At 46.5% G+C, this 26,054-nt stretch carries 25 protein-coding genes and 1 riboswitch; of the genes, 18 read left to right on the forward strand and 7 right to left on the reverse strand.

Features of this window, described 5'->3' with window-relative positions; all coding sequences use genetic code 11:
- Window positions 1-344 precede the first annotated feature (344 nt).
- Entirely contained in the window at window positions 345-437 is a 93-nt protein-coding gene (locus DYE48_RS21575) for a putative holin-like toxin (protein ID WP_226591619.1), read from the forward strand.
- A gap of 326 nt (window positions 438-763) precedes the next feature.
- Here the strand turns inward: DYE48_RS21575 and DYE48_RS01580 are convergent, their stop codons facing one another.
- On the reverse strand, window positions 764-2,014 hold the full coding sequence (locus DYE48_RS01580; RefSeq protein ID WP_115822099.1) for a YeeE/YedE family protein: 1,251 nt from the start codon (window positions 2,012-2,014) through the stop codon (window positions 764-766).
- 642 nt (window positions 2,015-2,656) lie between these two features.
- On the opposite strand from DYE48_RS01580, the gene DYE48_RS01585 reads away from it, so the two are divergent.
- A complete protein-coding gene (locus DYE48_RS01585; protein WP_115822100.1) occupies window positions 2,657-2,893 on the forward strand; it encodes a hypothetical protein in 237 nt (78 codons plus the stop codon).
- Window positions 2,894-3,110: 217 nt separating this feature from the next.
- Here the strand turns inward: DYE48_RS01585 and DYE48_RS21580 are convergent, their stop codons facing one another.
- Window positions 3,111-3,605, reverse strand: coding sequence for a 3D domain-containing protein (locus DYE48_RS21580; RefSeq protein WP_115822101.1), 495 nt, complete (start codon window positions 3,603-3,605; stop codon window positions 3,111-3,113).
- A gap of 442 nt (window positions 3,606-4,047) precedes the next feature.
- Between DYE48_RS21580 and DYE48_RS01600 the strand changes: the two genes are divergently transcribed.
- Both DYE48_RS01600 and DYE48_RS01605 read left to right on the forward strand, forming a co-directional pair.
- Window positions 4,048-5,199 carry a zinc ribbon domain-containing protein gene (locus DYE48_RS01600; RefSeq protein WP_115822103.1) on the forward strand — a complete coding sequence of 384 codons (1,152 nt, stop codon included), beginning with the start codon at window positions 4,048-4,050 and terminating at the stop codon, window positions 5,197-5,199.
- Between the two features lie 11 nt (window positions 5,200-5,210).
- On the forward strand, window positions 5,211-6,365 hold the full coding sequence (locus DYE48_RS01605) for a S1C family serine protease (RefSeq protein ID WP_115822104.1): 1,155 nt from the start codon (window positions 5,211-5,213) through the stop codon (window positions 6,363-6,365).
- Window positions 6,366-6,572: 207 nt separating this feature from the next.
- Here the strand turns inward: DYE48_RS01605 and DYE48_RS01610 are convergent, their stop codons facing one another.
- Window positions 6,573-8,030 (reverse strand): flavin monoamine oxidase family protein, encoded by a 1,458-nt coding sequence (locus DYE48_RS01610; protein WP_115822105.1) that lies wholly within the window; start codon window positions 8,028-8,030, stop codon window positions 6,573-6,575.
- Between the two features lie 125 nt (window positions 8,031-8,155).
- Here DYE48_RS01610 and DYE48_RS01615 point away from each other — a divergent pair, with 125 nt between their 5' ends.
- Together DYE48_RS01615 and zupT are read left to right on the forward strand one after the other, a co-directional pair.
- Window positions 8,156-8,821: an SIMPL domain-containing protein gene (locus tag DYE48_RS01615; RefSeq protein ID WP_115822106.1), complete on the forward strand. Its 666-nt coding sequence runs from the start codon at window positions 8,156-8,158 to the stop codon at window positions 8,819-8,821.
- Between the two features lie 216 nt (window positions 8,822-9,037).
- On the forward strand, window positions 9,038-9,844 hold the full coding sequence (gene zupT, locus DYE48_RS01620; protein WP_115822107.1) for a zinc transporter ZupT: 807 nt from the start codon (window positions 9,038-9,040) through the stop codon (window positions 9,842-9,844).
- Window positions 9,845-9,888: 44 nt separating this feature from the next.
- Here zupT and DYE48_RS01625 read toward each other — a convergent pair whose 3' ends face one another.
- Both DYE48_RS01625 and yfkAB read right to left on the reverse strand, forming a co-directional pair.
- The gene (locus DYE48_RS01625) at window positions 9,889-10,470 is read right to left on the reverse strand and encodes a YgjP-like metallopeptidase domain-containing protein (RefSeq protein ID WP_167449422.1); all 582 of its coding nucleotides are present in this window, start codon (window positions 10,468-10,470) and stop codon (window positions 9,889-9,891) included.
- 18 nt (window positions 10,471-10,488) lie between these two features.
- On the reverse strand, window positions 10,489-11,613 hold the full coding sequence (gene yfkAB, locus DYE48_RS01630; protein WP_115822109.1) for a radical SAM/CxCxxxxC motif protein YfkAB: 1,125 nt from the start codon (window positions 11,611-11,613) through the stop codon (window positions 10,489-10,491).
- A 218-nt stretch (window positions 11,614-11,831) separates the two neighbouring features.
- Here yfkAB and DYE48_RS01635 point away from each other — a divergent pair, with 218 nt between their 5' ends.
- From DYE48_RS01635 to DYE48_RS01655, 4 genes are all read left to right on the forward strand, one after another.
- Entirely contained in the window at window positions 11,832-12,734 is a 903-nt protein-coding gene (locus tag DYE48_RS01635) for an SDR family oxidoreductase (RefSeq protein WP_115822110.1), read from the forward strand.
- Window positions 12,688-13,428: an alpha/beta hydrolase gene (locus DYE48_RS01640; protein ID WP_115822267.1), complete on the forward strand. Its 741-nt coding sequence runs from the start codon at window positions 12,688-12,690 to the stop codon at window positions 13,426-13,428. Before DYE48_RS01635 ends, DYE48_RS01640 begins: the two co-directional genes overlap by 47 nt.
- Before the next feature lie 81 nt (window positions 13,429-13,509).
- A riboswitch (TPP riboswitch) is annotated at window positions 13,510-13,609 on the forward strand.
- 88 nt (window positions 13,610-13,697) lie between these two features.
- Window positions 13,698-14,264, forward strand: coding sequence for an energy-coupled thiamine transporter ThiT (gene thiT, locus DYE48_RS01645; RefSeq protein ID WP_089651055.1), 567 nt, complete (start codon window positions 13,698-13,700; stop codon window positions 14,262-14,264).
- 732 nt (window positions 14,265-14,996) lie between these two features.
- On the forward strand, window positions 14,997-16,445 hold the full coding sequence (locus DYE48_RS01655; protein WP_115822112.1) for a phospholipase D family protein: 1,449 nt from the start codon (window positions 14,997-14,999) through the stop codon (window positions 16,443-16,445).
- 37 nt (window positions 16,446-16,482) lie between these two features.
- Here the strand turns inward: DYE48_RS01655 and DYE48_RS01660 are convergent, their stop codons facing one another.
- Window positions 16,483-16,830: a YflT domain-containing protein gene (locus DYE48_RS01660; RefSeq protein ID WP_089651057.1), complete on the reverse strand. Its 348-nt coding sequence runs from the start codon at window positions 16,828-16,830 to the stop codon at window positions 16,483-16,485.
- Between the two features lie 284 nt (window positions 16,831-17,114).
- On the opposite strand from DYE48_RS01660, the gene DYE48_RS01665 reads away from it, so the two are divergent.
- From DYE48_RS01665 to DYE48_RS01690, 6 genes are all read left to right on the forward strand, one after another.
- Complete coding sequence (locus DYE48_RS01665; RefSeq protein WP_115822113.1) at window positions 17,115-17,975, forward strand: DUF1028 domain-containing protein; 861 nt, start codon at window positions 17,115-17,117, stop codon at window positions 17,973-17,975.
- A gap of 234 nt (window positions 17,976-18,209) precedes the next feature.
- Complete coding sequence (locus DYE48_RS01670; RefSeq protein WP_115822114.1) at window positions 18,210-19,793, forward strand: L-lactate permease; 1,584 nt, start codon at window positions 18,210-18,212, stop codon at window positions 19,791-19,793.
- A 79-nt stretch (window positions 19,794-19,872) separates the two neighbouring features.
- A complete protein-coding gene (locus DYE48_RS01675) occupies window positions 19,873-20,577 on the forward strand; it encodes a FadR/GntR family transcriptional regulator (RefSeq protein ID WP_115822115.1) in 705 nt (234 codons plus the stop codon).
- A gap of 78 nt (window positions 20,578-20,655) precedes the next feature.
- Window positions 20,656-21,372 (forward strand): (Fe-S)-binding protein, encoded by a 717-nt coding sequence (locus tag DYE48_RS01680; RefSeq protein ID WP_115822116.1) that lies wholly within the window; start codon window positions 20,656-20,658, stop codon window positions 21,370-21,372.
- Window positions 21,373-21,387: 15 nt separating this feature from the next.
- Window positions 21,388-22,815: a LutB/LldF family L-lactate oxidation iron-sulfur protein gene (locus DYE48_RS01685; RefSeq protein WP_115822117.1), complete on the forward strand. Its 1,428-nt coding sequence runs from the start codon at window positions 21,388-21,390 to the stop codon at window positions 22,813-22,815.
- Window positions 22,812-23,516: a LutC/YkgG family protein gene (locus DYE48_RS01690; protein WP_115822118.1), complete on the forward strand. Its 705-nt coding sequence runs from the start codon at window positions 22,812-22,814 to the stop codon at window positions 23,514-23,516. Before DYE48_RS01685 ends, DYE48_RS01690 begins: the two co-directional genes overlap by 4 nt.
- Window positions 23,517-23,641: 125 nt before the next feature.
- On the opposite strand, the gene DYE48_RS01695 is transcribed toward DYE48_RS01690, so the two are convergent.
- The gene (locus DYE48_RS01695; RefSeq protein ID WP_115822119.1) at window positions 23,642-23,902 is read right to left on the reverse strand and encodes a hypothetical protein; all 261 of its coding nucleotides are present in this window, start codon (window positions 23,900-23,902) and stop codon (window positions 23,642-23,644) included.
- Between the two features lie 225 nt (window positions 23,903-24,127).
- Between DYE48_RS01695 and DYE48_RS01700 the strand changes: the two genes are divergently transcribed.
- Together DYE48_RS01700 and DYE48_RS01705 are read left to right on the forward strand one after the other, a co-directional pair.
- On the forward strand, window positions 24,128-24,718 hold the full coding sequence (locus DYE48_RS01700; protein WP_115822120.1) for a DUF2087 domain-containing protein: 591 nt from the start codon (window positions 24,128-24,130) through the stop codon (window positions 24,716-24,718).
- Between the two features lie 60 nt (window positions 24,719-24,778).
- The gene (locus DYE48_RS01705) at window positions 24,779-25,993 is read left to right on the forward strand and encodes an MFS transporter (protein ID WP_115822121.1); all 1,215 of its coding nucleotides are present in this window, start codon (window positions 24,779-24,781) and stop codon (window positions 25,991-25,993) included.
- Window positions 25,994-26,054 lie beyond the last annotated feature (61 nt).

Raw genomic sequence — 26,054 nt, forward strand, 5'->3', positions numbered from 1 at the left:
ATTACTGGAAGGTGGTTTCGAGAATCTCTTTCGGCAAGTGGGCGAAGGGGAATGGTGAGACTCCTGCGGGAAAAAAGTGCATGGTGAGACCCCACAGGACGCAGTCCGAGGAGGCTCACCGCGCTCCCGCGGAAAGCGAGCGATTCCCCGCAGCCCCCATCCACTCAACAAAAGTCTCGAAACTCCGTCTTCAACAAACGGGAGCGATAGTGGAAGTAGGGATAGTCCAAAAAGCCTGTCTGTTTCCGTGGAAGGACATGGTATAATTTAAAGTGGATCACGCTTTTCGCCAATTGAATAGGGTGTCGGCTAACCCCAGCGCAAAGGGGGTGATGCCTCTGAGTATGTATGAATCGTTGATGGTGATGATCGCGTTCAGTTCGTTCATCGTGTCCGTTCTCGGCTTAGTTGTCGCGATTTTACGCATAAAAAAATAGACTCCCTATTCTGACGTGAATGCGGGTGAGTCTATTTTAAGGCTGCGCCCTTTGGCTTAAGCGCTGATCCGGGAGGACCGCAGTGCCAGCTGTGGTCCTTTTCTTATGTGTATCCTTTATCTGTTCTTATCATACCACATTTTTTGAAAAAGAAACAGGTGAGTGTTTCGAACAGATATCAATTGAACTTGGATGAAATCGCTTGAAATTTAAATATATCGGTTGAAATCTCAATATATCAATGAAAGGAAGACAGATATCGGCTGAATATTCCATAGATCAATAAACCTTAAAAACCTCCAGCCCGAAAGCTGGAGGTTTTCCTTTTAGCATATCGAATCTTTAGGGTTCGGGTTTTTCATGCCGAACATCGGCCGCAGGAACAGAGCGAGATATGTTCCGGCTAAGGCCATGATCATCCATACCCAGCCATGCAGGCTGAAGGATGCGATGCCGCCGAAGTAGGCGCCGATGTTGCAACCGAACGCAAGGCGTGCGCCGTATCCCATAAGAACACCCCCGATGATGGATGCAGCCCCTATGCCTGGTTTAATTTTTCCAGGCTTGAAGTTACCTTGGAAGCTTGCCGCAATGAAGGCCCCAAGGATGATGCCGAAGTTCATGACACTCGTGGAGTCGGCAAGGACCGTCTGATTCAATGGTTCCGGGTCATTGGACCAATATGTCCAATTCGCGACATCTACGCCGAACATCTGGATGAACTTCGATCCCCAAAGCGCAAAGGCGGAGGTGATGCCCCAAGGGTTGCCGCGGACAGCAAGGGTGATGGCATTCAATACGCCTAGGATGACGGCAGCAAGCAGCAGCGGCCACGCCCCGCGCCACAATTTTTTCAAACCGGTCGTCGTTTTGAGTGGAGCCATTTTCGGTGGGTTCTTTTTCCTGGCTACCTTAACGGTAATGCCGTAGATCCCTAAGAAAATCGCCAGCTGCAGAATCCAGCCACCGAAATAGCCAAAGCCGGTGGATTCCGCTAAAGAAATGGCCGGTAGGGTCGGCGTCTCGCGCCAGAACCCGATATGATACGCACCGAGCACTGAGCCTCCGATGAAACCTAGCAGCGTGAGGATCATCGACGATTTTCCTCCTCCGACAGTATATAGCGTTCCGGATGCACAGCCGGAGCCAAGCTGCATGCCGATACCGAAAATGAAGGAACCGAAGACGACGCTGATGCCGACAGGGAATACATAGCCTTGAGGGACGTTACCTGTGAAGCTGAACCCTGTCCCTAATATAATGGCAAAAAGCGTTGTTGCAACAGCGAGCATGAGCATGTGGGCTTGAAGACCTTGGACATTACCGACCGATATCAGCCGTCTGAATGCTGAAGTAAAGCCGAACCTTGCGTGCAGAAGCACGAGCCCGAAAACAAGGCCGATCAAGAACAGAACGCCCTGCGTGAAGGTTGTGACAGATACTATCGTTATAAATAAAAGCAGCGATACGATCGCACCGATCCATACGAATGGTTTCTGTACCGGATCTAATGGAGCGATGACGGTCGAACGGGTGTTGTTTTCTTCAACCGTCTGCTGGACAGTTTGTTGTTGCATGTTTCATTCCTCCTAAATCCGATTTGTTTACTTAGTTTTAAATGAACTTTTGATATTGTAACGGAGACTCGTCTATTTGTAAATCATCCTGCATACAATGGTTGTACAAAGAGAACAAAGCTCAGTCTTTACGTAGAATTAACATGATTCAACGAGGACAAGTGGTAAAATAAATGTGTAGACAGGACGACCTAAAACAATTATTGGAGGGATGTCTTATACCTGTCGCTCGCTCATATGTTACTCGCTGGTTTTTCTTTGTTTGTGAAAAAGCAAATCGAAGAACTTCTTGGCGTACATCTGGCGCACCTCCCCCTACATAAAGACTGATCGAAAGCGACGCTGCTGGCGTGGCTTTTTTGTTGTTTAGGGAAGGTGTTTTGTGGAAGTCGCTAATAAATGGGGGAAAGTGGCTAATATAAGGAGAAAGTTGCTAATATGTATGCTGAAGCTGCTAATAAACAGGAGGAAGCCGCTAATATAGTTGCAAAAGCCGCTAATAAATAAGGCAATGCGGATATCTTATGTCCAGGTTTGGCGCACAGTACTAGAAGTTGATGTATGAGTTTTAATTTTAAGATTAAACTAAAAAACAGGTGGGTAAGTAATAGTAAGTTACATATAGGAAAAGGAGTGGTTAACATGGCGAAGAAAAAAGAGTGGCACGTGATTTTCCTTTTGGATAGCAAGCGTGTCGTGACGCACGACCTTGAGCTGAGTGAAGAAATGGATGAGCGTGAGGCGTCCGAATTCATCGTCAAACAGCTGGATAAGGGCACATGGTGGTTTTTGGAAGATGGTGTAGCGCTTCATACCAGTAGTGTGGAGAGTTTTTATTTGGACAAATGTGCGAAGAAAACAAGGTTCAGCAGAGATTAAAAAAATGGGCAGCTTTCCTGTGAAAAGGAAGCTGCCTATTTTTTATACGCTTTTAAGGTTGAAGGAGTCGGCCTTCATGACAGCGTGCTCGATGACGAGAATTCATGCTCCGTTCGTCAAGGCATTAGAATGAGTGGGTAAACAAGGAACGCTTCTAGATTAAATGATTTCCTCTTAGTGAAGAAAAAATAAAAAAACTCTCCCTGTAAGGAAGAGTTTAATTCAAAATCTCAACTTTTACTTGTCGGCGCCCATAGTCGAAGGCGTCTTTTTCCTGTTCCATAAAGAGATCGATGCGGTGACCTTCAATATCTCCGCCGATGTCGCCAGCCACGGCTGTGCCATAGCCCGGCACGCGGACTTTAGAGCCGAGCGGGATGACATTCGGATCGACGGCGATCACTTTTTGATTCGGATTGGCACGGAGATCGATACCTGTGTAGGTGACTCCGCTGCATCCTTCGCAAAAAGCTGTGTAGGCAGTCGCTTCAACAGCAACGGTACGCTTGACGTCGTTTTTCGTAGCGGATGCTGTGACGGCTTTCTTTTCTTTGTCAGGAAAACGTTCGAGATCTTTTGTTTTTTTATCTAAAGAGAGAGATTTCGTTTCTATATTTTGAGCGGGCTTGTCCACTTCATCGGCAGCTGCCGGAAGTGTAAGTCCGAAGATGATCATAGGCAGAAGAAGAAGGGAAAATAGACGTTTGTTCATAAGTAAAGGTCCCCTTTCAATATTTCACTTCGCCCATTGTACCAACCACTAAACCATCATACAAAGACAAAATACCTACAAATAGATTACATTCCTGTGACAAATGACACCCTGTTGAAAAAGAGCCGCTTTTTTTCGTGCGGCTCCTGCTATTTTCAGCGGGACGTCCCTTTGCGTTTACGTCCACAACACGGTTTTGAGGGCTTTCTGCTCGGCTTGTTTTCATTAGGGCGATTCGACATGAGGACCCTCCTCTCGGGTTTAAGATATATCATTTTATGCGGACAAATAAGAACGGGCCGTGCGCTTATCCTGCATCAGTGAATTTTTTTGAAAAAAGGGACCTATGTCGTTTACTCATCCAGCGGAAGGCATGCTATAATAGATAAGGATTCTTAGAGATTCCAGAATTATGAAAGTGATAGAAAAGGAGGACGGGACCATGACTGAATGTCCTCATTGTAAGCATATGGTGGATGACGGTGCCCGTTACTGTTCCCAATGCGGAAAGAACTTGATGCGAACACCCGAACCGAATAGCACGGCTAAACGATCGTGGTTGCCAATCATTACGCCTTTCGTCATGCTTGTCGTAATGGGGGTGGCCCTTTATTTTGTTTATGACTATCAGAAAGATGTGAATGCGGAAGTCGTTGCTATGAAAAAAGAAGCGGAGCAGGAAGCCCTTGCCGGGGAGTACCGGGAAGCGGAAAAACTGCTCGTCGGAGCGATCGACCGCCGTCCGGAGCTTGAAGCGCTTCAAAAGGAGCTCGGATCTGTGCAGGAAGCATTGACCTGGGATCAGGAGCTTGAGACGGTTGGCAAGTGGATTGAAGAAGGTTCATTGAAAAAAGCGAATGAGAAGCTCACGGCCATTCAAGAGTCTTTGCGACAAGAAGACAGCCGTTTGCTTGTTACCCTTGTTCCAAAAATGAATGAAATGGATTCCAGACTGACATTGAAGGAAATCAATCAGGAACTTTCGAAAATCACAGATGTGGATGAACTGGCAGCAAAACTGAATACATTGTCCGACCTGAATTTGGAGGAAGCTTCCAAAGTCCGGGATAAAATTTTTGAAAAAATCGTGAACCAATCGACGAAAAAAGCGGAAGCAGCAGCGGGGGAAAAGCGTTATGCCGAAGCGATTGCCATCATCGATCAGGGCTTGCAGTACGTTTCCAATGACGAAAAATTGATTCAGTTGAAGGAACGGATCCAACAGGAGAAGAAGGCCTTCGAACAAGCGGAACAGCAAAGGCTGGAAAGTGCCATGCAGCAAGCGGCACAGGATGAATTGCGTAACCAGACCCAGGCACTTGAAGTTGTCGACCTTTCGATTACAAAAGATGAGTTCGGTGATTATAAAGTGAAGGGTTCCTTGAAAAGTGTGGCGACACAAATCATCAGTACGGTGACTGTGAAGTATGACATCCTTGATGAAGAAGGAAACGTCGTCCGCTCTGAATCTGTGAAAGTTTTTCCGAACTATTTGAACCCTGGAGATCAGGGAACGTTTGATAAAGTACATTATGAATTAGAAGAGGGAGAATACTCCGTCGAAATGACAGAGATGGAGTGGCTCGTAGAATAGGGGGATGGAAGATGAAACGCTCTTGGATCATCAGCCTTCTCGCCACTCTTCTGATCCTCGGTGGCGGGATCGCGGGCGTTTTTTACGTTTTGGATACCGTCCAAAAGGATGTGGCGGTTTCAGCGGTTTTAAATGAACCACCGGCTGAGGATGACGAAGAGGGAGAAGTACCGAAAGAAACACAGGAAATCATTTTTGAATCGCAGAAGCTTGTCGTGCAACTAGAGCTCGAAGATGGTTCTGTCGGTTCAGGCTTTTTGTACAATGATCAAGGAGATATCATAACGAACGCGCACGTGGTTGCGAATACAGAGAGTGTCAATGTCATTACATCCGATGGAAAGAAAATGCCCGGCGACGTGATCGGGGTCAGCCGTGACATTGATGTCGCTGTCGTACGAGTACCAGGCTTAAAAGGGAAAGAGCCACTGCCAATCAGAAAAGAAAATTCAGCAGAGCTGCTCGATGAAGTCTTGGCGCTCGGAAGTCCTTTAGGGCTGCAAAACACCGTTACAAATGGGGAAATCAGCGGCCTTGAACGGACGCTCGACATCGAGCCCTTCCATTATAAAAACTTATACCAAATTTCAGCACCGATCTCCCCAGGAAACAGTGGGGGACCCCTTCTTGATAGGGAAACCGGTGAAGTCATCGGCATTAACTCGGCTAAAATGGATGACGAATCAATCGGTTTCAGCATCCCTATTACCGATGTCCTTCCGATGGTGAAGCGTTGGAGTGAATCTCCGATGCGCTCCCTTCCGGAATTCCCGGAACTCACCGGTGAGGTCTACTCACCCGTAACAGGGACGGATGCCGAGCAGGCAAGTTATATGGTGCAGTATTTTTATGACAGTATCAATCAAGGTGATTTCGTCACAGCGTATTCCCTGCTCAGCGCCAGCTGGCAGGAAGACATTTCTTTTGAAAACTTCCGCTCTGGGTACAACAATACGCTTAGTGTGAAAGTGGATAATCTCGTCGCAGACCCGCAGGGCGATCATGTCGAAGTCACCGCTTTCCTCACGGCCGAAGAAACGGTCGATGGCGAGGTGCAGATGAAGAAATACAAAGTCGTCTATCCTGTCAAAAAAGAGAATCAATCCGTCAAAATCTGGAGCGGTTCCGGTGAAGAGCTAAGTGCCGAGCAGGAAGAAGCATCCTAATTATAAAAACCCCTTTCCACTTTGAATAGTGGAAAGGGGTTTTTTTGTATATGCGAATGTGAAATGGCGAACAGAATGTTTGGCACCTTGAGGGCTTCTTATGGTGCCAGGCAATTCCACGCGCAGACTGGTGCCAGGCACCAAAAAGTGAAATTCGGTGCCTGGCACCCCGCCAAAGGCACCTCGTCAACATCAGTCACCCGACCATCAACGTTCATTAATTTCTTTCGCAGCACGGATGCCGGATTCTACAGCTCCTTCTATCCAGCCGTGGTAGGAGGATGTTTGTTCCCCGGCAAAGTGGATCCGACCTTCCGGGAGCGGCATCACTTCTTCAAGGTCGCGGCTCTGTCCCGGTGTGAATAAGGTGAAGCACCCGGCGGAGAACGGATTTTGGCTCCAATTGTAAACAACGCTCTGCATGTATTCTTCGTATACGACGTTTCCATACACACGAGCAAGATTCTCTAGTACTTGCTTGGTCGCTTCTTTTTGGCTGAGGCTGTTAAAAAGCAGCGCGTTCTGCCCCCAGGTGTAACTGGCCAGCAGAATGCCCGGGCCCGGCATGCCCTGATGATGGCTCGCCTGATAAGCAAAGCGGATCGGTAAGTCAGAAATGAGGTTTCCGACCGCATACCTTTCCCAAAAACGGGATTTGAATTCGATACCGATCTTGACGGCTGGTACGTTAATGACCTCTCGAATGGCCTGCCATTTTTTTTGTGATAAACAGCCGAAGGGAAAGACGTCAATGAATTGAAAGGCGCTGAAAGGAATGGTCGTCAGTAGAAAATCACCACTCCAGCACGATGTCTTCAAAAAACGCTGATCTTCTGTGTGAACAGTGACACGGTCGTGGTTGTGAACGATTTTCGTTACTTTTTGTTCAAAGTAAAGGTTATCGATGAGTTCAGGAAGAAAGGCATGGGGGAGACGATCGTTTCCTCCTTGGATTTCAATGAACTCTGTTTGGCCATTAAAAATAGGAAAGGTGATATCAATTAATATGTCGAGAAAAGAAAACTCAGGAAAGCCTTCAATGCCAAGCAAGACTTTGATCATACGTACAGCGTTATTAGACATCGAAGGGCCGTAAGGGTTGTTTCTCAAATACTCCCCCATCGAAAAATCAGAAAATTGATCCTCCAATTTCTTCTTTTCCTGATCTGTACTTTTCTGGTAAAGGTCTAAAAATGGCTGAACAGCACTAAGAAACAATTGCTTCGCCGTTTTCCCTCGTTCGTGCGGGAGGAGATGGAACTGTAATAGGTCAGGATTTTGTTCATATTGCGAACGGAACACCTTTTGACCATTAATCATCAAAAGATCGTTGGGTTTAGAGTTAATAAAGGGGTTGGTCGTTATGCCAAACTTATCGATATACGTTTGGACGTATTGGTGGTTCTTTGGAATTCTCATGGCCCCGGCGTCTATGTAGTTTCCGTTTGAAAAAGGTTCCCGGATGGTATGGACCCTTCCACCGACTCGATCGTTTCCTTCTAAAATAATGACGTCATGCCCGGCGTTCTTTAAAAGGGACCCGGCAACAAGCCCGGCCATACCCGCACCTAAAATAAGAATCCGTTTTTTCCGTCCGTAATTAGGTAACCCCTTGAGAATATAGGGTTTATATTCTTTCACTCTTTCTTCATATGCACGATGCATCGTCGCCACCCCCTTTTACTATCTATTCAAAAAATGGAAATAAAAGTATAGGGAGAAATCCTTATCTAGAGAAAGGACATAATCTTCTGCCCTCCTTCATTAAATAAAAAAGGAGGAGATGCGAGATGTATTATCCTGGTATGAGACAGGTAGGAAGAGAAGGGGAGAACCGGCTTCTTAAAGTCAATGGCGTCGGTAAAGTTCAAGTGCGTCCTGATGTTGCGAATGTGAATATCGGTGTTGTAACACAGGACAAAAACTTGGAAAAAGCACAGCAGGAGAATGCTCAGACGATGGAAAACGTACGTAATCAGTTGGTTGCTGCGGGCATTCCGGAAGAAAACATTCAGACCGCAGACTACTTCATTTTTCCTGAATATGATTATGTCGATGGCAAGCAGGAGTTCCGCGGGTATCAAGTGACCCATACCTTAAAAGTGACGATCGATGATGTGAGTCAAACCGGTTATGTCATAGATACAGCTGTAGCGGCCGGGGCAAACCGGATATCGAATATTGCTTTTACAGTGAGTGATCCGTATCAAAATTATCAAGAGGCGTTAAAAATCGCACTAGGTAATTCGCTAGCGAATGCGCAGACCATCGCGGGCACTATGGGGCTGAACTTGGATCAAACTCCTGTTAAAATCATTGAATTAGGCACAACGCCTGCTGTTCCCGTGCAAAGTTTTCAAAAAGCGGATGTACTAGGAGCGACTGCCACTCCGATCGAACCCGGGACGCTTGAAACGGTTGCCAGGGTGGAAGCACATTTTCAATATTTACCGTAATCAATCACTTTCCAAACCGGAGGGTGGTTTTTTTATGGGCAAAAAAGGAAAGATTATGCACGGGAGGACCTAAATATGAATATAAAAGTTGGGAATAATGTGTAGCACTTATTTTATGGGCTCATAAAATATAACTGAAACTAAAAAAGTTGCTCTAAGGAAAAACCTTCGTTACAATGTGCTTAGAGAAAATGTTCGAATTGAAGGAGAGGTACAATGGAAAACTTGTTATTGGCTTTCGGGCTGACCTTACTTGCCGGATTAGCCACAGGTGTAGGGAGTTTAATTGCATTTTTTGCGAAGACGACGAACACGAAGTTCCTTTCCCTTGCGCTCGGTTTTTCAGCAGGGGTCATGATCTATGTATCTATGGTGGAAATCTTTTTCAAAGCACAGGATGCCTTAGTTGATGCAATGGGGAACGAACCAGGCCGGTGGATGACGGTTGGTGCCTTCTTTGGAGGAATGCTCGTCATTGCACTCATCGATAAATTCATACCGAAGTCAGGGAACCCTCACGAAGTGAAAAAAGTGGAAGACATGTCGAAACGAGACACAGCCGTGAAAGATCCTGATTTATTGAAGATGGGAACGTTCACAGCGCTCGCCATTGCGATTCACAACTTCCCGGAAGGAATCGCGACGTTTACGGCAGCCTTGAACGACCCGGCACTCGGGATTGCGATTGCTGCGGCGATTGCGATCCATAACATTCCAGAGGGAATCGCGGTATCCGTGCCGGTGTACTATGCAACCGGAGACAAGAAGAAAGCATTCAAGCTTTCATTCTTGAGTGGTTTGTCTGAACCGGTGGGAGCGATTTTAGCTTATCTATTATTAATGCCGTTCTTGAACGACATGGTGTTCGGTATTTTATTTGCAGGGGTGGCAGGGATCATGGTGTTCATTTCCCTTGATGAATTGCTGCCTGCATCTAGAAGATACGGAGAAGCGCATTTATCGATTTACGGGGTCGTCGCCGGAATGGCGGTCATGGCTTTGAGCCTTCTGTTATTTATCTAAAAGAAAATGCCCAGCAAGCGATATCGCTTGCTGGGCATTTTTTGTTAACACGTTTTCGCGTGGATTAGATCTTCGATGGTCTCTTGGATCTTTTGTTTCGATCTTTGAACAAGCCGCCAGTTGAGGTGGATGCGGTCTTGATCTTTTACACCTAGCCTGAGGTGGTCTTGTTCTGACACGACCTGCCACTCTGAAAGCTTCGAAAACTTTTCCTCCGCTTTCCGGCTAAGCCATTGGCTCGCTTCTATTCTGAGCTGTTGGTTCACTTCTTCCGCTGTCCATGTTTCAGGATAGACAAAAAGAAAGGTTCCTTTTCGAAAAGCGAAGTGTGCTTCATCTTTATGTTCAATTTTCAGCCGGTAAGAGCGGCCGAGGTAAGAAATCTTTTCGTTCTCGGAAGCGATAAGCTCATTGACCGCGTATAGATCTTCATGCGTCTTCTGCCATTTTTCAAAGATCCAGTCCGCTTTTTTCTCAACAAAAGCCTGAACCTTTGCTTCCTCTTTTTGAGGCGAAACGGTCACTTTTACACCATTTAAATCGTCGAGATAAATTTTGATAAAAGAGACCTCTTGTTTTTCTACAGTATAAGCAATTTTTCTTTCATCAAAAGTAACAGTTGGCATCATAGCCTCCTTTCTGCCTTACAACGTGAGGTTCGTTTTCCGTTTTTGGAAATCGACACCTTCATAGTACGTGTTTTTGACAAGGACATTCGGGCCGAGGCATTTCACGGCTGGACAATGGCAGTTCAGGCTTTTCGCTGTACTAGTAGTAAGCCAGTTGTTGTAAGCATCTGTAAGCTTCGTGTCTTGAATGTTCCCAAGCCCAGGCTCGTCACCGAAATCTGTCACAATAATATCGCCTGAGAAAATGTTGACGTTCAAGCGGGAGCGTCCATCTGGATCATTTCTTACCGTCACATTCTTTTCGCTGTACAGGCGCTTCAGCATATCGAGATCGTCTTGTGAAGAGCTGCATGGATAGTAGGGAAGCGTTCCGAATAACATCCACATGTCGTCATCGCGATGATCAAGAAGACGGTTGATGCCTTCACGCATTTGTTCAAGGCTCAACGTCTCTAAGCTGCTGGCAAAATCCACCGGGTACATCGGGTGAATTTCGTGGCGCGCACATTTCATTTCTTTCACATGATCATGAATCGATTCAAGGTATGGGAACGTACGGCGGTTGAGCATCGTTTCAGCCGAGACCATGACCCCTTCTTCAGAAAGTCGCTGGGAATTTTCTACCATCCGGTCAAAAAACTTCTTACGGTTTTCTTCGGATGGTTTCCGCTCCATACGGGCAAATCCGGTATGGATGAATTCTTCGATCGTTCCCCAGTTGTGGGAAATATGTAAAACGTCCAAATAAGGAATGATCGGGATATAACGCTCATACGGAAGCGTCAAGTTGGAATTGATTTGTGTCCGCACTCCCCGCTCGTGCGCGTATTTCAGCAATGGGACCACATAGTTCTCTACAGACTTCTTCGACATCATTGGTTCCCCGCCCGTGATGCTGAGCGTCCTCAAATGAGGGATTTCATCGAGTCGCTTTCTGAGCAAGTCCATCGGCAAAGCCTCGGGGTCCTTCGCACCTAACGTATATCCGACCGCACAGTGCTCACAACGCATGTTGCAGAGCGTCGTCGTCGTAAATTCAATATTCGATAACGTCATTTTTCCGTGTTCTTCCACGTCCATATACGCTTCCCACGGGTCATAAGAAGGGGTAAGCGACTGAAGCTTCATGTTCGTACTCATAAAATATGAAACTTCCTTTCTATTAATATTTATTCGGTCGATAACCTTTACCATTCTACCATTAATATGTCTAAAACCATACAATATGTATCGGAATTATGCCGTGACATGCCAATAAGAACCTGTTTAGTTTTTACGAAGCTTTTATGGAAAGAGGAGAATAAGGGTGTGACATCGAATGATATGGGGTAACGACTAGCACAAGGGGGATTCAGATCATGAAACAAACCGTACTCATTACAGGAGCATCCAGTGGATTCGGTTTCCATACAGCAGTGAAATGTGCACAAAAAGGTTTTCGTGTTATCGCCACGATGAGAAATGTAGAAAAGGCCTCTGCGTATGAAACGCTCGATGACGAGGTACAGAACTGCATCGAAGTATGGCCGTTGGATGTGACGGATGCACAGTCGCTTGAGCGTTTTTCAGAAAAAGTGAACACGCTGGAACGACTGGATGTACTCGTCAATAATGCGGGTTATGCTGTTGGCGGATTTCTTGAACAGGTGCCGCTTGAAACGTACCGCAAGCAATTTGATACGAACGTTTTCGGTGTCATTGCCGTAACCAAAGCGGTTCTGCCATTAATGCGTAAACAGGGGAGAGGAAAGATTTTAAATGTGAGCAGTGTGAGTGGCTTGATCGGATTTCCGGGCTTATCTGCTTATGTTTCTTCCAAACATGCATTGGAAGGATTATCAGAAAGTCTCCGTTTTGAAGTGAAACCGTTCGGAATTGATGTCGCTTTGATCGAGCCGGGCTCTTACCAGACGAATATATGGTCGACAGGGCTGGAGATGCCGGAAGAAGTCCAGAACCCTGAATCTCCTTATGCCGAATACATAAAAGGGTTGTGGAGTGCGCTCAACAAAGAACCGCACGGCAATCCTCAGGATGTGTCTGACCTGATGACCGGATTGATGGAAAAAGAATCGCTAGTGAAACTCCGCTATCCGATCGGTGCCGGTGTGAGAGCCAATGTTTGGTTCAAACGTTTGCTGCCGTGGAAGTGGCTGGAAAAGACTGTGTTACAAAAAATTCTAGGAAAAGAGAAAGCCAAAGGAGTGGGGTTGAATGGAAAAAGTGATGCATGGAGCGGAGGAGATGCGCTTCGAGGGTAATGAAGTCGGAATCCTCGTGTCTCACGGGTTTACAGGAACGACGCAAAGCATGAAGCCTTTAGTTGAAGCCTATGCTAGAGCTGGGTACACCGTTTATTGTCCGAGGTTAAAAGGCCACGGAACAAGCCCTGAGGATATGGAATCGACCTCTCATATGGATTGGGTGCAATCAGTAGAAGAAGCGTACACCTGGTTGAAAGAAAGGTGTTCGAAAATATTTGTCGTAGGGTTATCAATGGGGGGAACGCTTGCGTTGTATATGGCGAGTGAGTACCGGGACATTGAAGGAGTCATTCCAATCAATGCGGCCATAGATATTCCCGCACTTGAAAATAGCCAGGGAACGGACGAACGCTTTTTAGATGCGATCGGATCGGATATCAAGGATCCTGCAACTGTCGAACTTGCGTATGACCGCACACCGGTGAAATCGATCGGAGAGCTCGTCGGATTGATGGGCAAAGTGAAGGACAGGCTCGATGAAATCCACTGTCCGATTATGATTTTCGTATCGGATGAGGATCACGTCGTTCCTCCTCACAATTCAGAAGTCATCTTCGAATCGGTATTTTCTGAACACAAAGAGATCATCCATCTGGAAAACAGTTACCATGTGGCGACCCTTGATCATGATAAGGATATGATTATCGAGCGCACCCTGGAATTTTTCCAAATGTACACGAACACAAAGTGATTGCCCGGGAAATAGAAAAGGCTTTGTAATCTAGTAAAAAATTTATTATAATAGAGACAAATCAAGAAAAGTAAACGGTATAAAGCCTTCAAGGGGAGCCTCCGGCTGAGAGTGAACGTATAGTTCTGACCCTTCGAACCTGTCAGTTAGCACTGGCGTAGGGATGGCGGCTTTTTTGATGGTGCAATGCAAAGTTGGGACTCCTCCATCAGGAAGCTTCCCTATTTAGCGTTGCTTTTTTTGTGTCTTTTTTTAGGAGGAATGTTGAAATGAGAAATCGTCGCGTTTTATTTCTCGTAGAGATTGCGATTTTTTCAGCACTCGCACTATTGTTGGATATCATCCCGTTTTTATCGTTTAAACTGTGGGCGCAGGGAGGATCGGTTTCCTTTGCCATGGTCCCAGTCTTCATCATGGCGTTCCGTTGGGGGGTAAAAGGTGGTGTCACCACCGGTTTGCTTTTAGGAATCTATCAAATCATGACAGGCGCCTATATTATGACCCCTCTTCAGGCGTTTCTTGACTATGTCGTCGCCTTTGCTGTGATTGGAACAGCTGGCTTAGTAGCAAAACCGCTATGGAATGCGATCAAATCGAAAGAGTCCCGTCGATTGGTCGGATGGATCATTGTCGGCTGCCTGATCGGAAGTGTGCTGCGCTTTTTCGGACACTTTTTTGCAGGCATCGTTTTTTATGGCGAGTTCGCCCCTGAAGGCCAGCCGGTCTGGTTGTATTCCCTCGTCTATAATGGTGGATACATGCTTCCGGCGTTTATCTTAAGCAGTATCGTCGTCAGTCTCCTATTTGTAAAACGACCAACACTATTAAGCCATTAATAAGAATCCCCCGATTGGTGTTTCGGCATCAATCGGGGGATTTTAGTTATTTCTTTATCATTGTTCAATCTCATTAACGCTCCGATTGAGGAAGACTCAGTTTCGAGACTTTTGTTGAGTGGATGGGGACTGCGGGGTATGACTCGCTTTCCGCGGGAGCGCGGTGAGCCTCCTCGGACTGCGTCCTGTGGGGTCTCACCAAGCACTTTTTTCCCGCAGGAGTCTCGCCATTCCCCTCCGCCCCTTTGCCATATAAGTATCTTGAAACCACTTCCGGAATAAGTCGCTTTTTATGCCCATGGTAATTGGAGGGGAATGAACTCCTAAGGACGCTATTCTGCATACGAAAAGCTTGTTATAGAGCGCTTTATGCTTATAACACATGGATAGTGGAAGGCACCCTCCCACAGTAAAGGGGGTTCGTTTCTCACCTTCATGGAATGGGGTGGTTGGGAAGCTGCGAGACTCCCGTGGGAGAAAGGAGATAGGCGAGATCCCGCAGGACGAAGTCCGAGGAAGCTTGCCACTCCCCCACAGGAAAGCGAGTAGCTTCCCAGCCACCCCTAACACTCAACTCGGCAAACGAACCCCGAAGTCTCGAAATCGAGTCTTCCACAATCCTGCCATTTAGTCGAATAAAATGCTTTTTATTTGATTTTTTCTTCTATCGAGGTTTGAAACGGGCGATTATAGTGAAAATAAGATAAGCACTCTAGTTGGGGAGGCTACGTAATGGACCGTTTAAAGCGGATTGGGAAAAGTAAGTGGTTTTGGATTATCGTCATCATTATAGCTATTTTAAGTGTTACGATTGCTTATCACACTTCATGGAAAGCTCTTCCTGAGGGGGTTTCCTATGAAGGGGAAAAGCACAAGATGGAAAATATTGAGTTTTTCCGTGATTTAACATACGAAAATGAAGCAGGAAAGACCGTGCATGACCTTCAGGTTTTTGAAGAGATCAATCAAACCATATCGGAAGCTGAAGACTTTATTGTAGCGGATATGTTCTTATTCAATGGCTACACGAATGGGAAAAACGAGTTTCCTCAGATCTCAAGTAATCTAGTGGATGCCATTTTAAAAAGGAAAGAGGAAGTCCCTGATTTGAAAGTGGTTTTCATAACCGATCAAATCAACACGATTTACGGGTCGTATGAATCGGAGACGATCAAGCGTCTGGAAGATGGAGGGGTCGATGTCGTTTTGACCAATTTGAATAAATTGAGAGATTCGAATCCTTTATATTCGAGCGTTTGGCGGCTGTTGTTTTCCTGGATGGGTACCGGAGATAACGGTTGGATCAGTAATCCTATGGCCAAAGAAGCTCCGGATGTGACGCTCAGATCGTATATGAAACTGTTGAACATCAAGGCGAACCATAGGAAAATCCTTGTCACGGAGAAATCTGCAATTGTCTCGACAGCAAACCCTCATGATGCCAGTGGTTATCATGAAAACGTGGCGTTCAAGATGACAGGGCCGATCATCAAAGATATTTTAGAAGCCGAAGAAGCCGTTGTTAACTATTCAGGGGAGGCTGATTTTCCTGAATATGAGAACCGGAATTGGGAGGCCCAGGAAGGTCCTCTGACGACTCAATTTGTAACGGAAGGGAAAATTTATCGAGCGGTTCTCGATGAATTGTCGGAAGCAGGTGAAGGGGATACCGTCTGGCTCGGAATGTACTATCTGGCTGATAAGAAAACCATGAGCTCGCTTGATGATGCAGCCAACCGAGGAGCTACGGTGAACATTGTGATGGATCCAAACAAAAAGGCGTTTGGTCATGAAAAAACCGGCATTCCTAATTTACCTGTAGCTGCCGAGTTGCAGCGCCTTGGTAATGAGAATATCCATTTGCGCTGGTATGACGTCAATATCGAGCAGTATCACACGAAAATGCTGTATATCGACCATCCTGAGGAGGATGTCATCATCGCGGGGTCTGCGAACTATACGCGTCGTAACCTATCCAACTTAAACTTGGAAGCCGATGTTGTCATCAAAGGGAATGGAGAAGAACAAGTATTTACAGATGTAAATGATTACTTTACACGTATATGGAACAATGAAGATGGACATTACACGGCTGACTATAAAGAATACCAGGATAATTTAACATTCATCCGTTATGCCACCTATTATTTGCAGAAATGGACATGGTTTACGACATACTGATAGAAAAGGAGCGCACATTCCGTGCGCTCCTTTCTTTTTATAATAGTGTTTCTGCTTTAGCAGGGTTTGTCACAATAAGGAGAACTTTCCCTTCATCCAAATCTTCTTCGTATTCTTCTGCTTCCTGTTCAGAAAATCCGATTTCCTGAAGTTTTGTGCGTAGTTCGTCGCCCTGTTTGCTGAAGAGATTGCTGATTACGTTTTTGATGTCCTGTTCGGAAAGGCCGATGGTATTGGCGTTGACGTTTTTAGCAATACGGTCTGTACGGTCGTCATCGTGCGACAGGATGTAAATGTCTTTGTTGTCGATGCCTTCGTCTTTTAAGCGCTTCACATCTTCCATCAGTTTTTCATCATTTGTGTATTCACGCACTGTCGGTTTCATCGTTGATCTCTCCCTTTTTTTAATAGCTGCTACGGTATGGAATGTACCCGGGTGGAGGTGAATTAAACGTGTGAATGGGCAGAGGTTTTATCAACCAAAACGAAAAGGATATCAATCAAAACGTAAAAATATCAATTGAAAATTTCATATATCAATTAAAAATTCAATAAATCAACTGAAATCTAGATATAACAATTAAGCTTCTAATTGCTAAACCGCAAACCGAAATCTTGCAGGAATTTGTCCAAAAACCTCGAATTACATACAAGATTGGAGGGGAGAAAATGAAATCAAAGATCATCGCTACGTTTTCTATTTGTGCTCACGACCCTGAAACAGGGGAGTGGGGCGTTGCCGTACAGTCGAAGTTTTTAGGTGTTGGATCGATTGTTCCGTGGGCGAAAGCAGGTGTGGGAGCGATTGCAACCCAGGCGCTAGGAAACCCGCAGTACGGGCCGGACGGACTGAGCCTGCTCGAACAAGGGCTTTCAGCTGAGGAAGTGATCGAGCGGTTAACTTCCGAGGATCCACAAAAGGAAGACCGCCAAGTCGGAATTGTCGATGCGAAAGGAAACGGAGCTACGTTTACAGGTAAGGAGTGCTACGAGTGGGCTGGTGGCAAAGCCGGCAAACACTATGCGGCGCAAGGGAACATTCTTGTGAATGAGGAGACCGTCACCGATATGGGGGAAGCTTTTGAACAGGCGGAAGGTTCTCTTGCTGACCGTTTAATGGCTGCGATTAAAGCCGCTCAGCGTGCGGGGGGAGACAGCCGTGGGAAACAATCGGCAGCTATTCTCGTCGTGAAAGATAAAGCAGGGTATGGAGAGCTCAGTGACGTCGCCGTCGATCTCCGAGTCGATGATCATCCGGAACCGATTGAAGAACTGGACCGCATCTATCAGCTGCACCAACTCTATTTCGGGGCATCCGATCCTGAGGATGTCGTAGGACTGGATGGTGAGGTGAAGGCAGAGGTCGAAAGTCACTTGCGTCGTCTCGGTTATCTCGAGTCAGAGGACGTTACTCTTGATGAGTTTTACGATACGTTCACGACATATTTACACACGGAGAACTTCGAAAGCCGTGAGCAGGAGCGCGGTAAGATTGATTTGAAAGTTCTTGAATACATGAAAAAACAATGAGTTTGAAAGCCGTACATGAGAGATGTGCGGCTTTTTGATTGAACTATTTTCAATGAATCCTTTTACCTAATAGAGAAAAGTTCAGCAACTTTTGTCTTTTCTGTGAAATTCATAAATGCGTTTGCAAAAACCACACCATCGGTATAAAATATAAGTAAAGCAGGTCATCTGATGACCTTACTTTTATACATGTATTGAGAGCGTTGACAAATCGAGTGGTGGGGGAGGATTTATATGATTTTATTCGTGGCTTTGAGTGCGATACTCGCTCCTTTTATTTTTCTGGTCCTTTTACGAATGCCGGCGAAAAAAGGGATGTTGTATAGCGCATTGATTGTGATCGGCCTTGCTTACTTCGTATGGGGTGTGGGGGAGAAGGTGATTGCTGCCTCTATACTGGAGGGGGCGCATAAGACGTTAACCATCCTGTTTATCTTATTCGGAGCGATTGTTCTTTTGAACACTTTAAGGAACACGGGTGCGGTGGACAGGATCAATCAAGGATTCCGGAGCATTTCCAAAGATATGAGAGTACAGATTGTCATTGTGGCCTTCTTATTCGGCGCCTTGATCGAAGGAGCCGCGGGGTTTGGGACGCCGGCGGCTGTGACAGGGCCTTTGATGGTGGCTTTAGGATTTTCACCACTGGCTGCCGCGGCCATCGCGCTTATTGCGGATAGTTCAGCGGTTTCTTATGGAGCAGTTGGCACCCCGATCCAGGTCGGATTGAGTAATATTCCGGGAGCAGATCTTTCTTTTTACAAAGAAATCGGAGTACAAGTCGCGTTCTTTGATCTGTTTGCAGGAAGTTTCATTCCACTTATTCTTGTAGTCATTCTAACCGTCTTTTTTGGGAATCAGCGGAAACTCAAGGATATTAAACAAATGATTCCGTGGACACTTTTGGTCGGTTTCACCTATACATTATCCGCTTATCTTTATGCAAGCCTTTTCGGTCATGAGTTCGTCGCGATTTTAGCTTCTTTGACCGGCCTGCTCGTTGCCACCTTGACGGCGAAGAAAGGTTTTCTGCTTCCTGATGAACCTTGGCAGGAAGCCCTTCAAGAGGAGAAGGGGGCCGATGAACCTGTCTCTATGAGCTTGTGGGCGGCTTGGGCTCCTTATGTGATCATTGTCTTACTCTTACTTGTGACAAGGATCGTTCCGTCAGTCAAATCATTCGCGTTGACCTGGGTTGATCTTTCCTGGACGGATATTTTAGGTGTGGAAGGCATTACGTCTTCTTGGCAAGTGCTTTATTCCCCGGGATCTGTATTAGTCTTTGCTGCCATCATGGCGGTCCTTGTGCAGAGGAAGTCCTTTGACCGGTTTGCGAAGGCGGCGAAAGAATCCGTGCTCTCCATGAAGGATGCGGCTTTAGCGTTAGTTGCGACACTTGCGCTTGTTCAGGTGTTTACGAATTCAGGTATGAACGCTCAAGATCTTGTGAGTATGCCTCAGTATATCGCCCAGACACTCGCCGCGGGATTCGGGTCCATGTGGGTCATGGTTGCTCCTTTTCTTGGACAGCTGGGAGCGTTCATTACCGGAAGCGCTACCGTCTCGACTCTGACGTTCTCACCCGTTCAGTACAGCATTGCTCAGGAAACGGGCCTGGCTAAAGATACCGTGTTGTCTCTGCAGGTCCTCGGTTCAGCAGGAGGCAATATGATTTGTGTGCATAATGTCGTAGCTGCAGGAGCGGTCGTAGGACTCGCAGGAAAAGAAGGGGATATCATTAGAAAAACGATCGGCCCTGCTTTGTTGTATGGGCTGCTTGTTGGAACCGCTGCTTTTGTTTATCTTTTCTTTACTTAGAAATCGCGTTCTCTTTTAAAGGATATGGTTTTCGATTAGAATAGTAGGAAGAGATCAGCGAAACTTTGGAGGAAACAGCATGAATTATAAACCGATTCGTACGAAAAAAATATATGAACAAGTAGCCGATTCGCTTTTGGATTCATTGAAAAAAGGGGAATTGAAGCCGGGAGACAAGCTGGACAGTGTCGAGAGTCTAGCCGGCAGCTTCAGTGTCGGAAGATCGGCGATCCGTGAGGCGTTGAGTGCCTTGAGAGCCATGGGCATTCTCGAAATGCGCCAGGGAGAAGGGACGTATGTGAAGGCCTTCGATCCGTCGCGCTTTTCTTTACCTGTATCTGTGGCGTTTTTGATGAAAAAAGAAGATATGAAGGACTTAATGGAAGTGAGACATATCTTGGAGGTGGGCGCTGCCGGGACAGCCGCCCGGACGAGGCAGGAGGATGACCTTCGGGCGATGGAGCAGGCCCTGTCGGATATGGAAAAAGCGAAAGGCAACGGGGAGCTCGGTGAAAAAGCGGATCTTGAGTTCCATATCGCTCTTGTCCAGGCGACGCAGAATCAGATTTTGATCAACCTGATGAACAGCGTTTCAGAAATTATGATGCAGGCCATGAGGGAAACCCGCAAACTTTTGCATACGCCTGAAGGAACGACCCGTTTGCTGGAGCAGCATAAACAAATTCTGGATGCCGTCAGAGCTCAGGATGAAGCCTTAGCCCAAGAGGCGATGGTCCGTCACTTGGAAAGTGTGGAAGAACATTTAGCTGAATATTTAACATGAAAAGGATTCTGCTGTCAGTATCCTTTCTTAAATGTTAAGTCATCTGATGACCTTATGTATAAAGAGGAGGACATAGCCTTGAAAGTATCACTATTCATTACCTGTCTTTGTGACACGTTTACACCAGACGTCGGGAAAGACACGGTCCAACTGCTAGAACGCTTCGGATGTGACGTGGATTTCCCTGCGAACCAAACCTGTTGCGGCCAACCGGCATTCAACAGTGGGTACAAGCAAGAATCGATCAAAGCGATGAAACAAATGATCCGAGCCTTTGAAGCATCACAATATGTTGTCGGTCCATCCGGTTCCTGTGTGCAGATGATCAAGGAGTATCCACATGCGTTGAAGGATGAACCGGAGTGGAACGAACGTGCCCAGGCTGTCGCAGATAAGACGTATGAACTGACGCAGTTTTTAGTAGAAGTTTTGCAAGTGAAGGATGTGAAGTCCACGTTCCAAGGGACAGCGACGTACCATCCGTCCTGTCATATGACCCGTCTCTTAGGAGTGAAAGATGCTCCGAGAATTTTACTGGAAAACGTGGAAGGATTGCATTTGATCGAGCTCCCGATGAAGGAAGATTGCTGTGGGTTCGGGGGCACGTTCGCTGTGAAAAATTCGGCTGTGTCTGGTCAAATGGTGGAAGAAAAAGCCCAGCATATCGATGAGACCGGGGCCGAATATCTCATCGGAGGAGACATGGGCTGTCTGATGAATATGGGTGGATGCATGAGCCGGAACAAACAGGACGTGAAAGTACTGCACATCGCTCAAGTGCTGAATAGCCAATAAGAAAGGAGAGGTCACATGGGAATTAAAATCGGGGATAAGCCTTATGCCGAGCGGGTTCAGGCCGGGATTGAGAATAGCTTCATGAGACAGGCGGTATCTTCGGCGCAAGGACGCTTCCGAAGCGGACGTTTGAAAGCGGCCGAAGAACTCGGTGATTGGGAAGATTGGCGGACGCTTGGCGAAGAAATCCGTCATCATACAATGGAAAACCTGGACTACTACTTGCATCAGCTCAGTGAGCAAGTGGAAAAACGCGGCGGAACGGTGTTTTTTGCTGAAACCGCTGAGGAAGCGAACGCTTACGTCCAGGAAGTCGCGAAGAAAAAGCAGGCACGTAAAGTGGTGAAATCAAAGTCGATGGTCACAGAAGAAATCGGCTTGAATGAAGCCTTGGAACAGAGCGGCTGTGAAGTGGTGGAGTCGGATCTCGGGGAATGGATTTTGCAGCTCGATGAAGATCCTCCGTCTCACATCGTCACCCCTGCCCTTCATAAAAATAAAGAACAAATCCGCGAAACGTTTGCGAATAAAAAGGGCTATACGAAAACCGATCAGCCTGAAGAACTGGCCGCCTTTGCCCGCGAACAGCTCCGAAAAGATTTTCTGGAAGCAGACTTAGGTGTGACGGGATGCAACTTCGCTGTCGCAGAATCAGGCGCGGTCACCCTCGTCACGAATGAAGGGAATGCACGCATGGTGACCGCCCTTCCTGATACCCACATTGCCGTCATGGGCATGGAGCGCGTCGTTCCAACGTGGGAAGAGCTTGAAGTCGTGGTCAGCTTACTTACGAGAGCAGCCGTCGGTCAAAAACTGACGAGCTACATCACGGCACTTACAGGAACACGGTTAGAAGACGAAACGGACGGGCCGGAGGATTTCCACCTCGTTATTGTCGATAACGGACGTTCGAAAATTCTGGGGACAGAATTTCAGTCTGCGCTGCATTGCATTCGCTGTGCGGCCTGTATCAATGCCTGCCCGGTGTACCGGCATGTGGGCGGCCACTCTTACGGTTCCATCTATCCGGGTCCAATCGGTGCTGTCTTAACACCGCTCCTTGACGGGTACGAAGACCATAAAGACCTGCCTTATGCATCTACACTGTGCGCCGCCTGCACAGAGGCATGTCCTGTGAAGATTCCGCTTCATGAACATTTGATCCGGCACCGCGAAATCATCGTTGAACGGGAACAAATGGGGGCGAAGTCTGAAGAATGGATGATGAAAGGATTCGCCAAATGGGCATCCACACCTGCTGCCTATAAAATGAGCACGAAAATGGCGAGGACAGCCATGAAACCTTGGACGAAAGACGAACAGATTGAAAAAGGACCGGGTCCGCTGAAGCGATGGACGGAGAGCAGGGACTTTCCTGCTCCTGCGAAGAAGAACTTCCGCGAATGGTATAAACAACGAGAAAAAAGGAGGGGAGAAGCATGACCGTTCATAATCGGACATCGTTTCTCGATCGTGTCGCCGAGAATCTTGGGCGGGAGCGGCGTACAGAAGTGAAAGCTCCTGTGTATTCCGTACAGCCGCAGGACCGTGTTTTCCAAGGAGCCACCCAGGACGAACTGATCGAAAAGCTGGAAGCCCAATGCAGCGTCATTCATACTTCCTTCGAACGAACAACACGCGCTGCTCTTGGTGCCTCCTTACAAAAGGTGCTTGCTTCGTTTAAGGGTTCCAGGAAAGTCATCAGCGCAGGAGGTCCGAGGTTGGATGAATTCGGCTTGCCTGACATTTATGAGGAGCTGGGGAAAGAAGGCTTCGACCTCCGCATTTGGAATGACCAAGAAGGTGACGTCACTTTCGCCGAACAGGCAGGGGTCGGGATCGTCTTTAGTGATATCACGCTTGCAGAATCCGGGACGGTGACCCTTTTTAACGATAAATATAATGGCAGATCCATCAGCCTTCTTCCTGAAACGTTTATCGCCATCATTCCGAAAAGTACGTTGGTACCGAGAATGACGCAGGCAGCCCGGGTGATCCATGAACAGGAACAGAAAGGGAACCCTGTTTCGTCATGCGTCAGTTTCATTACTGGACCGAGTAACAGTGCGGATATTGAAATGAACTTGATCGTCGGTGTTCATGGACCTGTGAAAGCGGCCTATATTCTGGTGGAAGATTTATAGTGGTTGGGATAACGAAAAAGCACCCGGGTATGGGGTGCTTTTTTGCTGGGAAATAGTGGACATCTATAATCAAACCAACATCTTAGAACCTTCTCCATTCACTTCTTCCTTCTCCTATGATTCAGTTATCCCATCACAATGGAGAGGAAGTTAATAAACGTAAACCAACCGAGTGAAGCTAAGCTTAGTGACAAGACGGCAATACTCAAAAGAGGGTACATCTTGGATCGTAAAAGATGGATGATGGAATAAAAAAGGCTCGTGATGAATAAAAGACCGAGCAAAATGTTCCACTCCATGGACAACTGTAGTCCAAAATCTAAAAGAGCATGGGCGATATAAAATACGTTTACACATAAAAGGAATAAGAAAAGCAGCTTCTTCATAAGAATTCCCTCCTTCAGAAAGAACGAGATCCTTCATTTTCCAAACATAAAGCATCTATTCTATTATTTCAGAACTAGAAAAATTATACAAATTGTTTGGAAGTTGTGCATTTTGAATATGGAATCTTCCTTCATAAAAGACTTGAATTAGAAATCGTCGTTGACAGTATCATCTAATTAGATTATTGTTTAATTAGATATACATTTAATTAGTGGGGTGGACATATGCAATTAGAAAAAATGGTCGCGTTTCATAAAGCGGTGGGAGATCCGACACGGTTAAGGATCATCGCACTTTTGAGAAAGGGACCTCTGCACGGCCAGGCAATCGCAGGGAAGCTGGGATTGCGCCCGCCGACAATTACCCATCATTTGAAGAAGCTGAAAGATACAGGGGCGGTCTATTCGAGAAGGGATAAGAATACGATTTATTTTTATTTGAATGAGCAGAATTTGGAATTCATGACGACCGCGATATTAAGGATTGGAGATGATGAACGAGTGGTAGCCGAAGAATTGAAAGTAGATGCAAAAGATCAGGCGAAAATCATTAAAAATTTCGTCACAGTTGAAGGGAAACTGAAACAGATGCCAAGCCAGCTGAAGAAGAAAAACGTCATTCTTTCTTATTTTGTCCAATGGTTTGAACATGGAAAAAACTATGACGAGAAAGAGGTCAATGAATATATCAAAACATTCTTCGATGATTTTGCGACCGTCAGACGGGAATGGATCATGCAGCAGTTCATGTACAGGGAGAACAATCAGTATGAGCTGAACCCTGTGGAGATGTGGCCGGTCGTCGTCCAAAGGTGACGACATGGCTTCTTTTTTTGAGAATCTAATTAGATGTATATCTAACTGGTTGTGGTTTGTATGATACGCATGCATTCTTATCGTTATCTGTTTTATTCAGGGATCGTCAATGGGATCGGTGACCGGTTCAGCCAGGTAGCGGTTTTGACGCTCCTATTACAACTGACCGGTTCAGGGTTGGCGGTAGGAGCGGCTCTTGGGTTAAGGGTGCTTCCCTACTTGCTGTTATCCCCGCTCGGTGGAAGGCTGGCCGATCGTTTTCACAAAAAGTGGCTGCTTGTGCTGACGGACGTGTTCAGGATTCCGTTTGCCCTCAGTTTTTTGCTGGTGGATACGAAGGAGATGGTGTGGCTCGTCTTCATGGCGATGTTCGTCCTGGCTTGCGGAGAGGCTGTTTATCAGCCGGTACGGAAAAGCTTGATTGCTACAATTGTAGAAAAAGATGATTTGGTGAAGGTGAATGGCTGGGAGCAGCTGCTGCTTGGAGTCGTTTTGATCGCCGGCTCCATTACAGGTGGCGTGGTCGCATATGTCTTCGGAACTTCATTCGCCTTTTGGCTGAACGGCATTTCTTTTATCGCGGCAGCTGTACTAATTCTCCCTTTAAAGAGCCCTCCATCGAGTATCCATTTTGAAAAAGAAGAAACGAGAAAACGCGTCCATTGGGAAGGATGGATGATTTTTGTTGTTGTCATTCAGCTTGTCGGCGCTACAATGGATGGAGCGTTCAATGTCTTAATCAGTGTGTATGGGGCCGAAACGTTTCATCTTGGCGAACTTGGCGTCGGTTTCTTATATGGAGCTCTCGGCACAGGGCTGGTGGCCAGTTTCTTTTTTTCTAGTAAGATCAAAACCTATGGTCTCCCGTTATGTGTGGCTCTCCTTATCGTCGAAGGGATGCTCCATCTGCTCGCCAGCCGCATGGCCAATTTTCCTGGTTTGTGGATGATGTTCGTATCGATCGCCTTGATCGGTGGTGTATGGGGCGCTCTGCTGGATGCTTTTCTCATGAAAAATATGAAAGCCGAAGAACAAGGGCGTGTTTTCGGGTGGATGGAGTCATGGACCAACGTTCAGCTTGGGCTCATGATGTTTGCCTCCGGTTGGTTTTTAGATGTGTTCAATGCCCGCACCCTTGGATTGTGGGGAGGGGGGATCGGAATCATTGGAGGTGTTTGGCTGCTATTCTTCTATTTTCAATTTAGAAAAAAGCAAGCTTTCGCATCAGTTGAAGAGGGAAGTGATGTATCCTGCCGCAATAAAGAGCGCGAATAGAACGATGAAAATGAGAACGATCGATAAAATGATGCCGCGAATTTTTCGAATGATATGAAAT

This window comes from Halobacillus trueperi, assembly GCF_003386945.1.
Classification (GTDB): Bacteria; Bacillota; Bacilli; order Bacillales; family Halobacillaceae; genus Halobacillus; species Halobacillus aidingensis.

Coding starts and splice junctions, on each gene's coding strand:
- DYE48_RS21575 (WP_226591619.1), top strand. CDS start 345: ATGTATGAATCGTTGATGGTGATGATCGCGTTCAGTTCGTTCATCGTG.
- DYE48_RS01580 (WP_115822099.1), bottom strand. CDS start 2,014: ATGCAACAACAAACTGTCCAGCAGACGGTTGAAGAAAACAACACCCGT.
- DYE48_RS01585 (WP_115822100.1), top strand. CDS start 2,657: ATGGCGAAGAAAAAAGAGTGGCACGTGATTTTCCTTTTGGATAGCAAG.
- DYE48_RS21580 (WP_115822101.1), bottom strand. CDS start 3,605: ATGAACAAACGTCTATTTTCCCTTCTTCTTCTGCCTATGATCATCTTC.
- DYE48_RS01600 (WP_115822103.1), top strand. CDS start 4,048: ATGACTGAATGTCCTCATTGTAAGCATATGGTGGATGACGGTGCCCGT.
- DYE48_RS01605 (WP_115822104.1), top strand. CDS start 5,211: ATGAAACGCTCTTGGATCATCAGCCTTCTCGCCACTCTTCTGATCCTC.
- DYE48_RS01610 (WP_115822105.1), bottom strand. CDS start 8,030: ATGCATCGTGCATATGAAGAAAGAGTGAAAGAATATAAACCCTATATT.
- DYE48_RS01615 (WP_115822106.1), top strand. CDS start 8,156: ATGTATTATCCTGGTATGAGACAGGTAGGAAGAGAAGGGGAGAACCGG.
- zupT (WP_115822107.1), top strand. CDS start 9,038: ATGGAAAACTTGTTATTGGCTTTCGGGCTGACCTTACTTGCCGGATTA.
- DYE48_RS01625 (WP_167449422.1), bottom strand. CDS start 10,470: ATGCCAACTGTTACTTTTGATGAAAGAAAAATTGCTTATACTGTAGAA.
- yfkAB (WP_115822109.1), bottom strand. CDS start 11,613: ATGAGTACGAACATGAAGCTTCAGTCGCTTACCCCTTCTTATGACCCG.
- DYE48_RS01635 (WP_115822110.1), top strand. CDS start 11,832: ATGAAACAAACCGTACTCATTACAGGAGCATCCAGTGGATTCGGTTTC.
- DYE48_RS01640 (WP_115822267.1), top strand. CDS start 12,688: ATGGAAAAAGTGATGCATGGAGCGGAGGAGATGCGCTTCGAGGGTAAT.
- thiT (WP_089651055.1), top strand. CDS start 13,698: ATGAGAAATCGTCGCGTTTTATTTCTCGTAGAGATTGCGATTTTTTCA.
- DYE48_RS01655 (WP_115822112.1), top strand. CDS start 14,997: ATGGACCGTTTAAAGCGGATTGGGAAAAGTAAGTGGTTTTGGATTATC.
- DYE48_RS01660 (WP_089651057.1), bottom strand. CDS start 16,830: ATGAAACCGACAGTGCGTGAATACACAAATGATGAAAAACTGATGGAA.
- DYE48_RS01665 (WP_115822113.1), top strand. CDS start 17,115: ATGAAATCAAAGATCATCGCTACGTTTTCTATTTGTGCTCACGACCCT.
- DYE48_RS01670 (WP_115822114.1), top strand. CDS start 18,210: ATGATTTTATTCGTGGCTTTGAGTGCGATACTCGCTCCTTTTATTTTT.
- DYE48_RS01675 (WP_115822115.1), top strand. CDS start 19,873: ATGAATTATAAACCGATTCGTACGAAAAAAATATATGAACAAGTAGCC.
- DYE48_RS01685 (WP_115822117.1), top strand. CDS start 21,388: ATGGGAATTAAAATCGGGGATAAGCCTTATGCCGAGCGGGTTCAGGCC.
- DYE48_RS01690 (WP_115822118.1), top strand. CDS start 22,812: ATGACCGTTCATAATCGGACATCGTTTCTCGATCGTGTCGCCGAGAAT.
- DYE48_RS01695 (WP_115822119.1), bottom strand. CDS start 23,902: ATGAAGAAGCTGCTTTTCTTATTCCTTTTATGTGTAAACGTATTTTAT.
- DYE48_RS01700 (WP_115822120.1), top strand. CDS start 24,128: ATGCAATTAGAAAAAATGGTCGCGTTTCATAAAGCGGTGGGAGATCCG.
- DYE48_RS01705 (WP_115822121.1), top strand. CDS start 24,779: ATGATACGCATGCATTCTTATCGTTATCTGTTTTATTCAGGGATCGTC.